Genomic DNA, 14,966 nt, shown 5'->3' with positions numbered 1-14,966 from the left:
AAGTCGAACCGGTTGGTTCGCGCCGAAGGTGTAAGTGTCGTGTCTTTCGGAGCCCGTGCGGCTTTGGGGGCCATTGCGCGAGTCTCTCAGGCTTGAGACAGAGGGGTCGGCCGCTGCTTGTTTTGCAGGGGACGATTTTCTGTGTTTGAAGTTCGGAGCAGATGTGAAACATACCCCCCTTTACGATCTCCACTTGGAATCCGGTGCCAAGATGGGCGCGTTTGCCGGCTATGAGATGCCGTTGTTTTATCCGCTCGGCCTGATGAAAGAACATCTGCACACGCGCAAGGCGGCGGGATTGTTCGATATCTCACATATGATGCATGTTGAAGTGACCGGGGCTCAGGCGTCGGCGCTGATCGAACGTCTATACCCCTATGTTGCAGGCGGGCAGGATCTGAAGGCCGCGCGCTACACGTTTTTGCTCAATGAAAATGCTGGCATCATTGATGATCTGATTATCACAAGGCTGGGCGCAGAGCGATTTCTCATTGTCGCCAATGCAGGCTGCGCGGAAAAGGATCTGGCCCACATTCAAAGCCAGGCTGCCAATTTCGATGCTGTGGTGCAGGTTATCCCGCGCGGCTTTCTGGCGCTACAAGGCCCAGATGCCGAAGCTGTGCTGCAGGATCGCGGTTTTGCGGTTTCGCAGATGAATTTCATGACCGGCATTGAGCCAAAAGATGGCTGGTTCCTGTCGCGCACCGGCTATACCGGCGAAGACGGATTTGAAATCGCCATGCCCGAGCCGGACTGCGCTGGCTTTGCCCGCGATTTACTGGCCGATGAGCGCGTCATGCCGGTTGGCCTTGGCGCGCGCGACAGTCTGCGGCTGGAAGCAGGGCTGTCCTTATACGGGCAGGATCTGTCCGATACAATCAGCCCTCATGAGGCGGGCCTGATCTGGGCTATTCCGAAAGAACTGCGCACGGGCGGAGCGTATATCGGTGCCGCCGCGCTGGCAGACAAAATCGAAAGCGGCCGCGCCCGGATGCGGGTCGGTCTGTCGGCAGAAGGCCGCATGCCGGTGCGGGCCGGGGCAAATTTGCAGGATGAAACGGGCAAGTCAATTGGCGTCGTAACGTCTGGCGGATATGGCCCCACCATTGAGCGCGGCGTGGCTTTGGGACTGATTTCCGTTGACGCGGTGGACGCAGCAATGTTTGCAGATGTCCGTGGCAAGATAATACCGATGCAGAAGGTCAAACTGCCTTTTGTTCCCCACCAGTATAAACCTAAAAACTGATCATCAAGGAAGACAGTATAATGAGCACAACCTATTACACCGAAGAGCATGAATGGCTGCGGGTCGAGGGCGATATGGCCACCGTCGGCATTACCGACCACGCCCAGGAGCAACTGGGCGATCTGGTGTTTGTCGATCTGCCGTCAACGGGCGTCTCTGTAGGCCAGGGCGATGATGTGGTTGTGGTCGAATCAGTCAAGGCCGCCTCAGATGTTTACGCGCCTGCATCCGGCGAGATTGTCGAGGTCAATGACGCTCTTTCCGCAGATGCCGCCCTGGTTAATTCCGATGCGGAAGGCAAAGGCTGGCTTTACAAAATGAAACTGTCCAAGCCCGAAGAGCTCGACAAACTCATGGACCAGGCCGCTTACAAAGCCCAGATTTCCTGACATTCCCTCCACCCGCCGTATTTTCCGGAGACTTCAATAATGACCGACAGCCCGTTTCTCGCTCGCCATATCGGACCAGGGGATCAGGATCAACGTGCCATGCTCAACTTTTTAGGCATGACATCGATCGAAGCTTTGATCAGCCAGACTGTGCCTTCCAAAATCCGGATGGAAGGCACGCTGGCAATTCCCGATGGTATCGGCGAGCAAGCAGCGCTGGCCGAGCTGTCAGCGAAGATGGATCACAACATTGTTGCCAGAGCGATGATCGGGCAGGGCTATCATGGCACCCATGTGCCGCCGGTGATCCAGCGCAACCTGCTGGAAAATCCGGGTTGGTATACGTCCTATACGCCGTATCAGCCGGAAATCTCTCAAGGCCGGCTGGAAATGCTGTTTCATTTTCAGACCCTGGTAGCAGAACTCACCGGTCTGCCGATTGCAAATGCGTCCCTGCTGGATGAGGCGACGGCGGTTGCGGAAGCGGCCGGCATGGCGTTTCGCCACCACCGCCAGAAGCGGCAGCGCATTATTGTTGCCGGTAAATTGCATCCCCAGACACTGGATGTGCTGAACACCCGCGCTGCAACCATCGGGTTCTCGATTGACGAAGACGATGGTGACATCGACTCAGATGTCGCGGCTGTCATTCTGCAGCTTCCCGATACCGAGGGTGCGCTGAATGATCCGGCGAAAACCGTCGAGGCTGCCAGGGCGGCCGGTGCGCTGGTTATCGTCTCCGCTGATCCGCTGTCACTGGTGCTGCTGCAGCCGCCGGGTCAGTGGGGTGCGGATATCTGTGTCGGCTCGATGCAGCGATTTGGCGTGCCGCTGGGCAATGGCGGGCCACATGCCGCCTATATGGCGGCTTCGTCCGATCTGACGCGGCTGGTGCCCGGTCGACTGATCGGTGAATCCATCGATGCCCATGGCCGACCGGCCTACCGTCTTGCGCTGCAGACACGGGAACAGCATATCAGGCGCGAAAAAGCGACTTCCAATATCTGTACGGCCCAGGCTCTGCTGGCCAATATGGCCGCGGCCTATGCCATATGGCACGGACCGAAAGGCCTGAAAGCCATTGCCAGGCGGGTTCACGCGCTGGCTGGCCGGATGACCGCAGCGCTGCAGCAGGGCGGTTATACAACTGTGGCCAGCCGCTACTTCGACACGGTGACAATCAGTTGCACGACGAAGGCCCAGGCGCTGTGCGATGCCGCCGAAGCCAGCGGCTATCTGCTGCGCAAAGTCAATTCCGACACTGTCTCCATTGCTTTCGATGAAACCTCTGGCGAAGCCGATCTGGCGGCGCTTTGCGGTATATTCGAGGTTACCGCGGCGGCTGCGGCAGAACCGGCCCTGACGAGGGAACGGGATCATGAAAAATTCCTTTCACAGGAAATCTTTCACTGCTGCCGGTCGGAGACCGAGATGATGCGGCTGTTGCGCAAGCTGATGGACAAGGATCTGGCGCTGGACCGGGCGATGATTCCGCTGGGGTCCTGCACGATGAAACTCAATGCAGCAGCGGAAATGATGCCAGTCACCTGGGCGAAAACCGGAACAATTCATCCGTTTTCGCCGGCTGCCCACCGCAAGGGCTATGCCACAATGATCAATGATCTTGACCGCTGGCTGTCGGAACTGACCGGGTTTGCCAAGGTCAGCCTGCAACCCAATGCGGGCAGCCAGGGCGAATATGCCGGTTTGCTGGCAATCCGCGGCTACCATCAGGCAAACGGCCAGGGGCACCGCAATATCTGCCTCATTCCATCATCGGCACATGGCACAAATCCGGCGTCAGCTCAGATGGCGGGTTATTCTGTGGTGGTGGTCCGCTGCAACAGTGAAGGCGATGTGGATCTGGCTGATCTGACGGCGAAGGCGGAGCAGCATTCGGAAAATCTGGCCGCCTTGATGATCACCTATCCCTCGACCCATGGCGTGTTTGAAGCCGAAATCCGGGAAATCTGCGCCAAGGTGCATGATCATGGCGGTCAGGTCTATCTTGATGGTGCCAATCTCAATGCTCTGGTCGGTTTGGCCCGGCCTGGGGATCTGGGGGCAGATGTCTGTCATATGAATCTGCACAAGACGTTCTGCATCCCTCATGGCGGCGGCGGACCGGGTGTTGGCCCGATCGGAGTTGCCAGGCAGCTGGTGCCGTTTCTGCCGGGGCATGTCGCACTTGGCTCGGATGGCGCCGTTTCCGCAGCGCCGGACGGATCGGCGTCCATTTTGCCGATCTCCTGGATGTATATCCGCATGCTGGGGGGCAACGGTTTGAAGACCGCCAGCGAAATAGCCATTCTCAACGCGAACTACGTTGCCGAGCGGCTGAAGGAGCATTATCCGATCCTGTTCACCGGCAAGAACAACCGAGTCGCCCATGAATGCATTATCGATGTGCGCCCCTTGAAGGACAGCGCCGATGTGAGTGTTGATGATATCGCCAAACGTCTGATCGATTACGGCTTTCACGCGCCGACCATGTCGTGGCCGGTGGCCGGAACCTTGATGGTCGAACCCACTGAATCAGAACCTCTTTCGGAAATAAACCGGTTTGTCGATGCCATGATTGCAATTCGTGAAGAGGCTGCCCGTGTGGAACGGGGCGAATGGCCGCGCGATGACAATCCGCTGCACAATGCGCCGCACACGGCAGAGGAACTGACGGCAGATGCCTGGAGCCATCCTTACAGCCGCAAAGAAGCGGCCTATCCCAAGGGGGTCGATACGGCTTCGAAATTTTGGGCTCCTGTGTCGCGCGTCGATAATGTGCATGGCGATCGCAATCTGGTGTGCTCCTGTCCGCCGCTTGAGGATTATGCGGTCGGGGCGTAAGCTCGAAAGCTGGTTTACCGGGAAAACGGTGTCTGGCGGGGTTCCGGGAGATCCGGCATAAAATCTGTGTGCAATGCTCATAATCCCGAGACCAATCGCAGTGCAATTCGGATGTCCGGCCAGAACAGATGCCAGACCAGATGGCTATAGCTTCGCACTTGGCGTCTTTTGTTGTGGAATCCGCCTTTGTACTGGTATCAAACGCCAGGATTTCGCCATCGGGATAAGAGTGCAATGTGGATAGTGTAATCGGCAATCTGAGCCCGGGACTTCTGGCCTATTGCCTTGCTGTCGTGTTCATCGCCGGTCTGATCCGCGGCTATTGCGGCTTCGGCTTTTCCGCGCTGGTGGTCGCCAGCCTGACCTTGGTATTGCCGCCGGTTGAAGTCATTCCATTTGTGCTGCTGTTGGAAATTGCGGCCAGCGCCGGCATGCTGCCGGCGGTGTGGCGGTCGGTCGATTGGCGCCTGATCGGCTGGCTGTTTGCCGGATATGCCATTGGTGCACCGCTTGGCCTTTACGCTCTTGTCAACGTGCCGGAAGCCATCGTCCGGGTCACGATTTCGCTGATTATTCTGGTGATCAGCGCGGCGCTCTTGCGCGGAATGGTGTTCCGGGCTGCCAATCATTCCGGGTCTATTGCCGCAACCGGCGTTGTCGCGGGCGCAGTGAATGGCGTCAGCGCGATTGGCGGGTTGCCTGTGGTCCTGCTGATGCTGGCCAATGCCTCCTCCGCCGCTGTGACGCGCGCCTCGATTGTAGCATTTCTGTTGCTGGGCGATATCTATGCCACCGGTTTTACCTATGGCTCCGGCCTGATTACACCGGATGTGCTGGTACGCTTTGTTGTCCTTCTGGTTCCGATGTTTCTCGGAGTTCTGCTGGGCAGCCGTCAATTCGTGCGGTCCAACCCGGACTCCTTCAAGGCCCTGGCGCTCTGGCTGCTGATCGGGCTGGCCTCGATCGGGCTGCTGCGGGTCCTTCTTTCATAAGATATCCAGCGGATTTGACTCAGGCGCTGCGCTTCAGCCTGACCAGCGCCAGGTCCAGCGCCGACAGAAATCTGGAGCGATCAGCTCGGGAAAAAGGCGGTGGCCCTCCGGTGATATCCCCAGTCGAGCGCAATCCTTCCATAAGTGCACGGGTAGCCACGGCGCTGCCAATAGAGTCGGCGGTAAATGGTTTTCCGTTGGGGCCGATTACGGTTGCGCCTGAATTCAGGCATCTCTCCGCGAGCAGAATATCGGCTGTCACCACCACGCTGTCTGTCCTGACCCGCTCAGCGATAAAATCATCGGCGGCATCCGGGCCAGCGCTGACAATGCTGCGGGAGATCAGGGGGTCATCCGGAATTCTTATAAAACTGTTGCTGACGACGCATACCGGTACCTTGTAGCGAAACGCAACTTTGTAGATTTCGTCCTTCACGGGACAGGCATCGGCATCAATAAAAATCTCGATTGTCATCTGGGATGTCCGGTTTCGAGGCAGGATGCCGGGGTGTATTCACGGAATTTGGCTACCGCATTTTTAGAGCACAACCGCTCGTTCCGCGTAACCCTGAATCGATGCGCGAGAGATGGAATTTGAGTCAATTCGCGGGCGTCACGACAGCACTTTATTAGGGATATCAGTTGTGCGGAATTTAAGGATTCACTGCGATGTTTCACCCGGGCACAAGGTGGAAGATGAATTACAAAAGAATCAAAATAATTGTGCTCATCCTGCTTGCAAGCTCAGGCTTTCTGGCGACCGGGAAATTGGCAATTGATTTTTCGTTGCGCACACTTTTGTCAAAACAGGCTGATGCTGCCGGACGCGACTGGGCGCACTATGTTGACAATCGATTGGGCGAAAAGCTCCCGGTTCTGACAGTAAGCGAAAGTGGCGCTTTGTTGTCAGACGGCCAGCTTGCCAATATTGAGGGGGCAGTCTCGGAGATATTTGCTCTCGGAAATGTTCTTCAAATTGATTTTATTGACGCAACCTGTTCCTGCATAGCTTCATTTGCAGGCGGGACACAATTTCCTGCGGTCAGGCGCAAGGTGCAGAACGACACAAATCAGGACCACCCGGCTGTGACAGGGGAATCACGGGTGGCCCCTCTGCTGCCGTCCGGTGCGGTCCAGCCCGCATTGGTGGAGAACGGCCAAACGCCTGATCGTTCTGCCGGCAAGCTACCAACCGGCCACTCGGCTGCGAGCTCTGTTCTGACTCTCATCAAATACAACGAAGATCCCGAAGCGGCGGTTTTCAACACCCCTGTCGGCTTTCCAGCGGTTGACCAGAAAATAGTTCAGTCGATCCGGCAAACCGAAACGCATCAGGTGGCGATCCCACGCAGCGGATTATCCGATCGCGTTGGCACGGTCGCGGAGATATATCACAGTATTGAACGAGGAGATCAACCTAAGCTGGTGTTGCGCCTGCTGGTGGATATGGACGCAATTGCAAAGCGTAATCGTGCCATTCTTTATCTGGCGAGCATCCTGATCGTGTTGCTGCTGTTTCTGTCATTTGGCTATCCGGCTATCCGGCATTTTCAGAATTTGCGTACGCAACGTTTGTCCGATGAGAAGGCCTATTTTCTGGCCAATCATGATGTCCTGACCGGCCTGGCCAACCGCAATGCGTTTCAGGAGGACGTTCCCAAGCGCCTGCTAGAGTGCAGCGCGACCGGCAGCGGAGGCGCATTGTTCCTGATTGATATTGATGATTTCAAAGAGATCAATGACTTTTACGGACACCATGTAGGCGATCATGTATTGCAGATGGTGGCGAACATCCTGACGGAGAAATGTTCTACAGACAGCCTCGTTGCAAGACTGGGCGGTGATGAACTCGCGATTGTGACTTACGACAGCAGGCTGGCAGGTCATGCGGATCCGGACGCCATGGTATTTCCCTCTGATTTTCAGGTCGATCTGGCCGGCAGCAGAGAGACCTTCGATGTTTCATTCAGTGTAGGGATCGCCCGTTTCCCTCGCGATGGAACCGAATTACCGGACTTGATGCGCAATGCGGATCTGGCTCTTTATGCCGCCAAGAACGCTGGCAAATCTGCGGTGCGGGAATATCATCCACAAATGAAAATCGGATTCCATCAGAGACAGGTGCTTTTCAATGAATTCCGCACCGCGTTGAAGACGTCTCAGATTTTCCCCTATTATCAGCCGGTAGTCTGCACACGGACGGGTCTGGTGCAGGGCGTCGAAGCACTTGTCAGGTGGAACCATCCCTTTAAAGGCACCATCTGCGCATCCGAGTTTGCGGATGTCCTGGAGGATCGGGAAATCTGCGAGATGGTCGGCTGTCAAATGCTTGAAAAAGTTACCGCTGACATGGCCCGGTGGAAGCAGGCGAATGTGCCGTTCAAGCGCGTTGGTTTCAACGTCAATGCAGCCAATCTGCTGCGCCAGGGTTTTATCAAGGACATCGTCAGCACACTGACCAGTCGTGGACTCACGCCAGAAGAGTTTGCTGTTGAGGTGACTGAGAAAGCCATATTTGGGACTAATTCCAAATCGCTGTTCAGCAAGCTTCATGAACTTCGTGACATGGGATGCGACGTCGTTCTCGATGATTTCGGCACCGGATACTCGTCAATTACCCATCTCAAGGAACTGCCCTACAGCTTCATCAAGGTGGCAAGGACATTCATCAGCAATATTGCGTATGATCGACAGGACCAGGCGATTGTGAGTTCGCTGATAGAGTTGGGCAAATCGCTGAATTACAAGGTCGTTGCAGAGGGCATTGAAACCTACGCGCAATACGAGAAAGTCAAGGAACTCGGTTTTCATCTGGCGCAGGGCTATTATTTCTCCGAACCGGTGCCGTCCAGGGAAGTGCCTAAGGTCATCGACCAGGTCAGTTCGCGTTCTTTCAGATATGCTGCGAATCTCGGGTTTCACGAGGATGTGGCGTGAACGGGACTGCAGAGCCGTTGCAGCCGTAAATCCGGTGTTTCGGTCCGGGACAGGCCCCCGCACGAAGCCGATGGTGGTTTAATCCACTTTAAATGGTGACATCATCCAGCCGTATTTCACCATAACCATACTATTGCCGTCAGTTGATCTACCGGCACAGTCTCAGGCCCCACCGGGTCGGATGTCATAAGTGCTGAAGACATTGGATCGCGATTTCTCCGCCAGCGAACTTTAAGACTCGTTCGAAGACGTGTGGCTGAATAAACCATGGTGTCGCTAAATGGATTTTTTGCAGTATGAAATCCGGACACTTTTTCTTTGACACCACCAAATTTTATCTTAAGTTGATTGCCGAGTAATTCTAATTATCTGATTTATCTATGCTTTTTACGGCATTTTTCATATTTCAGGAACACCAAAAATTGGTTGGCACACACGTAGACACAGGCTAGGGTTGCCTAAGAAGACACAAAGCCACCCTTAAAATCAAATAGCGGCGATGTGTCACAGGCAAAAAGCCGCTGGAATTAGAACTCAAAATCTGGAGTGAAGTGATGAAAAAGAATTTTCTCGGAATGGCAGCCGCGCTTGTCGCCACCGGACTGATGGCAGGAACAACGCTGGCGCAGGAACAACAATTTGTCTCCATCGGCACAGGTGGTGTGACCGGGGTCTATTATCCCACTGGCGGCGCGATTTGCCGGCTGGTCAATCGTGGCCGCAAGGAACACGGCATCCGCTGCGGCGTGGAAAGCACGGGCGGATCGGTCTTCAATATCAACGCTGTGCGGGGTGGAGAGCTGGAATTCGGCGTGGCCCAGTCTGACTGGCAGTTCCACGCCTATAACGGCACGTCACGCTTTGAGGAGCAGGGGCCGTTTGAAGGGCTGCGGGCGGTGTTTTCCGTGCATCCGGAGCCATTCACGGTGGTCGCCCGGGCCGATGCTGGGATAAAAACCTTTGAAGATCTCAAAGGCAAACGCGTCAATGTCGGTAATCCAGGCTCCGGACAGCGCGGCACGATGGAAGTGCTGATGGAGGCCATGGGCTGGACCATGAGTGACTTTTCGCTGGCATCGGAGTTGCAGGCTGCCGAACAGTCGCAGGCATTATGTGACAACAATATCGATGCCATGATCTATACGGTCGGTCATCCCTCCGGTTCCATTCAGGAGGCCACTACATCGTGCGATTCCGTGCTGGTGACGGTGCAAAATGATGCGACGGCGAAACTGATTGCGGATAATTCCTATTATCGCTCGGCCGTTATTCCAGGCGGCATGTATCGCGGCAATGACGAGGATGTTGCCACATTCGGTGTCGGTGCCACCTTTATCAGCTCTGCCGATGTTCCCGATGATGTGGTTTATGAAATCGTCAAGGCCGTGTTCGAGAATATGGATCAGTTCCGCGGCCTGCACCCTGCCTTTGCCAATCTTGATCCGAAGGAAATGGCGAATGCCGGGCTTTCCGCGCCGCTGCATCCGGGTGCCGAGCGTTATTACCGTGAAGCCGGTCTCATTGAATAAATCAAGAAAAAATGGGCGGCGCGCTGGCGCGCTGCCCACAATCGATTAAGATCTGGATCGCAAGTGGAGATCCAGTCTGAAAAATAGTCCGGGGGGAAATTTTGTGAGCGACCAGAGCACTGACGGCCGGAAACCGGACGACGAGATATTGCAGGTGCAGGCAGGTGGCCGGCAGTTCTCAGATGAGGAATTGCAGGATCTGGTCGCAAGCTCTGACGCTGGAGCCCGGGCTCCAACCAACCAGTCCGTCGCATTGCTGATTTCGGGCCTGGCGCTGCTGTGGTCCCTGTTTCAGCTCTGGATCGCCCAGCCGCAATTGTGGTTCGGCCAGTATCTGCCGGTTCTGAATGCCTCGCAAACGCGGCCGATCCATCTGACATTTGCCATTGTGCTCGCGTTTCTGGCGTATCCTGCGTTCAAGAAATCTCCCCGCGGTCATGTCCCGATCTATGACTGGGTGCTTGCGCTCATTGGCGGTGGCTGCGCTGCCTATGTATTTCTGTTTTCAGATACACTGGCTTTGACGGCCCGCTCCGGCCTGCCTACGCAGACTCAGATTATTATCGGCTCTATTGGTATCGTCGTGCTGCTGGAAGCCGCGCGCAGAGCGCTGGGGCCGGCATTGACGATCGTTTGTTCGCTGTTTCTGCTGTATGCCTATATGGGGCAGGGCTGGCTGATCCCCGATCTGATTTCTCATGAAGGCCTGTCGTTTAATGCCATCGTCAATGCCCAGTGGCTTGACACGGCGGGTGTGTTCGGCATTCCGCTCGGCGTATCAACCGCATTTGTCTTTCTGTTTGTACTGTTCGGTTCCATGCTGGATAAGGCAGGTGCCGGCAATTACTTTATCAAGCTGGCCTTTGCCGGACTTGGCCATTTGCGTGGTGGACCTGCCAAGGCGGCTGTTGTCGGTTCCGCGATGACCGGATTGATTTCCGGATCTTCCATCGCAAATGTGGTGACAACCGGCACATTCACAATCCCGCTGATGAAGCGCGTTGGTTTTACCTCTGAACAGGCAGGCGCAGTCGAGGTTGCCTCATCGGTGAACGGCCAGTTGATGCCGCCTGTAATGGGCGCGGCAGCGTTCCTGATGGTCGAGTTCATCGGCATTCCCTACATCACCGTCATCAAGCATGCCTTCATTCCAGCCGTGATTTCCTATATCGCGCTGGTCTATATCGTGCATCTGGAAGCTTTGAAAAAAGACATGCCGGCGCTTGGTGAAAGCAAAAGCTTTTTGGGAATGATCATCAAGTTTGTGGTTGGTTTTGCGGTGTTCGGCGCAGCCTTCACCGCCCTGATCTATGTGGTGCGGTATCTCCAGGCCAATATGGCTGGCGCATCCTCTGCAATCATGATGACGGCTTTGCTGGTGCTGTATGCATTGCTTGTCTGGGTGTCCTCAAGACGCCCGGATCTGGAAGTTGACAACCCCAACGATAAAGTGGTCGTCATTCCGACGGTTGCTGAAGTCTATCCGACGGGACTGCATTATATCCTGCCGATATTGGTGCTGGTCTGGTTTTTGATGGTCGAGCAGCAGTCGCCGGCAAAATCTGCATTCTATGCGACGTCGCTGATGCTGTTCATCATCGTCACACAAAAGCCGCTGAAAGCCCTGTTCCGCGGCAGATCTGACTTTGGTGCTCAAATTTCGGAGGGAATTGTCGATCTGAAAGACGGGCTGATTGCCGGTGCCCGAAACATGATCGGCATCGGTGTGGCGACGGCCGCAGCCGGCATCATTGTCGCAACAGTTACCAAAACGCCGATCGGGACTGAGCTCGCCGGTCTGGTGGAACAGCTGTCCGGTGGCATTCTCATCGTGATGCTGGTTCTGGTGGGCCTGTTCTCGCTGATCCTCGGCATGGGTCTTCCGACCACCGCCAACTATATTGTGGTGTCTTCACTGATGGCCAGTGTGGTGGTCAGCCTTGGGGCTCAGGAGGGCCTGATTGTTCCCCTGATTGCCGCGCATCTGTTCGTGTTCTATTTTGGCATTATGGCGGATGTGACGCCGCCGGTGGGACTTGCCAGTTTCGCTGCGGCGGCAGTGTCCGGGGGTGATCCGATCAAAACCGGTTTCACCGCCTTCTTCTACTCGATGCGGACAGTCGCCCTGCCATTTCTGTTCATCTACAACCCCGCGCTTATTCTCTACGGGGTTGATCTTGGAACAACGGCGGGCATTTTACAGGCGATCTGGATCTTCGTACTGGCGACCTTCGCAATGCTGCTGTTTGCCGCTGCAACGCAAGGCTACTTTCTTGCCAAATCGCGGTTTTATGAATCCGCTGCCCTGCTGGTGGTTGCTTTAACAATGTTCCTGCCGAATGTCTGGCTCGATACGTTTCAAAGCCCGTTTGACGAACTTCCGCCCAGCGAATTTGTCGAAGCGGTTGAAGCGGCGGGGCCAGGCGACAGGCTGCGCTTGCGCATAGCCGGACCGGATCTGGATACCGGCGAGACGGCTGAAACCACCTTGCTGATGAATGTGGATGCAGACGGGGATGCGCAGTCGCGCATCGATGCGCTCGGCCTCATTCTCATTGAGGATGGTGATGCGCTCAATCTTGATGAGCCTGCCTTCGGCTCATCGGCAGGGGAATCGCTGGCTGATTTTGATTTCTATGGTGATGATCCGGTGCAGATTGTAAGCGTGCAGCGGCCGGCCGACCGATGGCCGAAAGAAATTTTCTACATTCCGGCATTGTTGCTGTTTCTGGCTGTTGTGATGCTGCAACGGCGCCGCCAAACCAAGCCTGCGTTCTGAGGAGAGAGCACATGTTCAAATCCATTCTTCTCCCGATTGATCTGTCTTCCAAAGCCAGTTGGGTCAAAGCACTGCCCGCCGCGCTTAGCATGGTGCGCAATTACGGCGCAGATCTGCATGTGGTTTCGGTGCTGCCTGACTTCGGCATGACCATCGTCAGTGGATATTTCAAAGAGGGCTATGAAGATCAGGCGATGGCTGATTTCGGGCACAAACTGGCCGAGTGGGTGGAGGAGAATATTCCCGATGATGTGGATGTGCATCCTCATGTATTGCATGGCACGATCTATGCGGAAGTCCTGCGCGCTGCCAAAAAATTGTCCTGCGATCTCATTATACTGGCCTCGCACCGGCCCGAACTGAGTGATTATCTGCTTGGCCCCAATGCCGCCAGAGTGGTGCGCCATGCCAGTCAGACAGTGCTGGTCGTACGCGAATAGGTCATTCGGAAGAGCTCTTGAATCATGAAATCACGCTATGTGTTCCCGCGCCACTGTGAGGCGGACCTGCCGGTCGCGGTCGGCGGTGAGGGGGTCTATCTCATCACCAGGGATGGCAGGCGCATTCTCGATGCCTGCGGCGGGGCTGCGGTGTCGTGTCTTGGCCATTCCAACGAACGGGTGATCGCGGCGGTACAGTCTCAGGTCGGCCAACTGGCCTATGCCCATACCAGCTTCTTTGCCTCAGAGCCTGCCGAAGAACTTGCCGAATTTCTGGCAACACGCGCACCGGGCGATCTGAACCGGGTCTATTTCGTGTCCGGCGGCTCTGAAGCGATGGAATCCGCCCTTAAACTGGCGCGGCAATATTTCATTGAAGCTGGTCAGCCGGACAAGTCACAGATCATCGCGCGCTGGCAAAGCTATCACGGCAATACGCTGGGTGCGCTGGCAACCGGCGGCAATCGCTGGCGGCGGGCGCAGTTTGCGCCGATGCTGAGCGATGCCATGCATCATATCGATCCGTGCTACGCCTATCGCGGCCAGCAGCAGGACGAAACCGAATTTGACTATGGCCAGCGTGTCGCTAATCAGCTGGAAGACAAGATTCTGGAGCTTGGCCCGGAGAGCGTTGCCGCCTTTGTCGCAGAACCTGTGGTTGGGGCTACGATGGGTGCGGTTCCCTCTGTTGATGGCTATTTCAAGCGCATCCGGGCGATCTGCGACAAATATGATGTGCTGCTGATCCTCGACGAGGTGATGTGCGGCATGGGGCGGACCGGCTATCTGTTTGCCTGCGATCACGATGGCGTCCAGCCGGACATGATCGCCATCGCCAAGGGGCTTGGGGCAGGCTATCAGCCGATTGGCGCGCTGATGGTGTCGGACAGAATTTTTGATACGCTTGCCGCGGGCAGCGGGTTTTTCCAGCACGGCCACACCTATCTCGGCCACCCGACCGCCTGCGCTGCCGCACTGGCCGTGATGCACGAGATCGAACATGAAAACCTGCTGCCGGCGGTGAACCAGCGCGGCGAAGCGTTAAGAGCGGCCTTGAAACAGCGCTTTGGCGCGCATCCCCATGTCGGTGATATCAGAGGGCGCGGGCTGTTTATCGGCCTGGAACTGGTTCAGGACCGCGACACTAAGACCCCTTTCAGCCCGTCGCAGCGGGTTCACGCCGGCCTCAAAGCCGCGGCCATGAAGGCCGGTCTGATGTGCTATCCGATGGGCGGCACGATTGATGGCCAGAAGGGCGATCACATTTTGCTGGCCCCGCCCTTCATCATCGACGACAGCCATATCGCAGAGATTACCGATAAATTGGCCATCGCCCTTGAGGAAACCATCCGGAGCGTTTCATGATTACATTGAACCATTTGATGCTCCAGATCAGGTCTTCCGGCAAGGCAGTCAACGCCGCGCGATGCTGTGCATCGGGCAAGTTGGCTAACGCTGTCCGGTGGGCTGATATGGAGCACCGAAGGCCGGCTTTGCACGCCCGGCGGACATCGTTACACTCCACTTGTGGTCATGAAGACCACGGCGCGAAGTGTGCCTCGCCAGCAAACGTGCAAAACCGGTCAAATGATTCAATGTAATCATGAAACACTCTGGCCCTTGAAATGCGAGCCCAGCGGTGCTAATTGCCCGTCAGCTTTGCTGCAAAGCTCTGACATATGTCTACTGGGGAATAGGTTAACGGTAGACCCACGGACTCTGACTCCGTTAGTCCTGGTTCGAATCCAGGTTCCCCAGCCATTTTAATTTCGTTGTCGGAAATGCATGCTAACACCTTGAATGGTAAGGT

The 14,966-nt window shown here is 56.0% G+C and carries 10 protein-coding genes and 1 tRNA gene; 10 read left to right on the top strand and 1 reads right to left on the bottom strand.

What is annotated here, in order from left to right:
- The first annotated feature begins 145 nt into the window (after nt 1–145).
- From gcvT to RAL88_RS02420, 4 genes are all read left to right on the top strand, one after another.
- Nucleotides 146–1,246, top strand: a complete 1,101-nt coding sequence (gene gcvT / locus RAL88_RS02435; protein ID WP_371932138.1) for a glycine cleavage system aminomethyltransferase GcvT — start codon at nt 146–148, stop codon at nt 1,244–1,246.
- A gap of 20 nt (nt 1,247–1,266) precedes the next feature.
- A complete protein-coding gene (gene gcvH / locus RAL88_RS02430; RefSeq protein WP_306267043.1) occupies nt 1,267–1,635 on the top strand; it encodes a glycine cleavage system protein GcvH in 369 nt (122 codons plus the stop codon).
- 39 nt (nt 1,636–1,674) lie between these two features.
- Entirely contained in the window at nt 1,675–4,479 is a 2,805-nt protein-coding gene (gene gcvP, locus RAL88_RS02425; RefSeq protein WP_306267041.1) for an aminomethyl-transferring glycine dehydrogenase, read from the top strand.
- Between the two features lie 236 nt (nt 4,480–4,715).
- Nucleotides 4,716–5,471: a sulfite exporter TauE/SafE family protein gene (locus RAL88_RS02420; protein ID WP_306267040.1), complete on the top strand. Its 756-nt coding sequence runs from the start codon at nt 4,716–4,718 to the stop codon at nt 5,469–5,471.
- Nucleotides 5,472–5,490: 19 nt separating this feature from the next.
- Here the strand turns inward: RAL88_RS02420 and RAL88_RS02415 are convergent, their stop codons facing one another.
- Nucleotides 5,491–5,946, bottom strand: coding sequence for a YaiI/YqxD family protein (locus RAL88_RS02415; protein WP_306267039.1), 456 nt, complete (start codon nt 5,944–5,946; stop codon nt 5,491–5,493).
- A 221-nt stretch (nt 5,947–6,167) separates the two neighbouring features.
- Here RAL88_RS02415 and RAL88_RS02410 point away from each other — a divergent pair, with 221 nt between their 5' ends.
- From RAL88_RS02410 to RAL88_RS02385, 6 genes are all read left to right on the top strand, one after another.
- Nucleotides 6,168–8,408: a bifunctional diguanylate cyclase/phosphodiesterase gene (locus RAL88_RS02410; protein WP_306267037.1), complete on the top strand. Its 2,241-nt coding sequence runs from the start codon at nt 6,168–6,170 to the stop codon at nt 8,406–8,408.
- A 554-nt stretch (nt 8,409–8,962) separates the two neighbouring features.
- Nucleotides 8,963–9,937, top strand: coding sequence for a TAXI family TRAP transporter solute-binding subunit (locus tag RAL88_RS02405; protein ID WP_306267035.1), 975 nt, complete (start codon nt 8,963–8,965; stop codon nt 9,935–9,937).
- Nucleotides 9,938–10,040: 103 nt separating this feature from the next.
- Nucleotides 10,041–12,716, top strand: coding sequence for a TRAP transporter permease (locus tag RAL88_RS02400; protein ID WP_306267034.1), 2,676 nt, complete (start codon nt 10,041–10,043; stop codon nt 12,714–12,716).
- Nucleotides 12,717–12,727: 11 nt separating this feature from the next.
- Nucleotides 12,728–13,156, top strand: a complete 429-nt coding sequence (locus RAL88_RS02395; protein ID WP_306267032.1) for a universal stress protein — start codon at nt 12,728–12,730, stop codon at nt 13,154–13,156.
- Nucleotides 13,157–13,180: 24 nt separating this feature from the next.
- Entirely contained in the window at nt 13,181–14,521 is a 1,341-nt protein-coding gene (locus RAL88_RS02390) for an aspartate aminotransferase family protein (RefSeq protein WP_306267030.1), read from the top strand.
- 322 nt (nt 14,522–14,843) lie between these two features.
- Nucleotides 14,844–14,917: transfer RNA gene (locus tag RAL88_RS02385), tRNA-Gln, on the top strand.
- Nucleotides 14,918–14,966: the final 49 nt, after the last annotated feature.

The sequence above is a fragment of the Pararhizobium sp. IMCC3301 genome, assembly GCF_030758315.1.
In the GTDB taxonomy this organism is placed as follows: Bacteria; Pseudomonadota; Alphaproteobacteria; order Rhizobiales.
The sequence above is the reverse complement of the archived record's forward strand: the minus strand, read 5'-3'. Positions and strand labels throughout refer to the sequence as shown.

Excerpts from the sequence above, each read along its gene's own strand:
- gcvH (WP_306267043.1), top strand. The coding sequence starts at position 1,267 with ATGAGCACAACCTATTACACCGAAGAGCATGAATGGCTGCGGGTCGAG.
- gcvP (WP_306267041.1), top strand. The coding sequence starts at position 1,675 with ATGACCGACAGCCCGTTTCTCGCTCGCCATATCGGACCAGGGGATCAG.
- RAL88_RS02415 (WP_306267039.1), bottom strand. The coding sequence starts at position 5,946 with ATGACAATCGAGATTTTTATTGATGCCGATGCCTGTCCCGTGAAGGAC.
- RAL88_RS02410 (WP_306267037.1), top strand. The coding sequence starts at position 6,168 with ATGAATTACAAAAGAATCAAAATAATTGTGCTCATCCTGCTTGCAAGC.
- RAL88_RS02405 (WP_306267035.1), top strand. The coding sequence starts at position 8,963 with ATGAAAAAGAATTTTCTCGGAATGGCAGCCGCGCTTGTCGCCACCGGA.
- RAL88_RS02395 (WP_306267032.1), top strand. The coding sequence starts at position 12,728 with ATGTTCAAATCCATTCTTCTCCCGATTGATCTGTCTTCCAAAGCCAGT.
- RAL88_RS02390 (WP_306267030.1), top strand. The coding sequence starts at position 13,181 with ATGAAATCACGCTATGTGTTCCCGCGCCACTGTGAGGCGGACCTGCCG.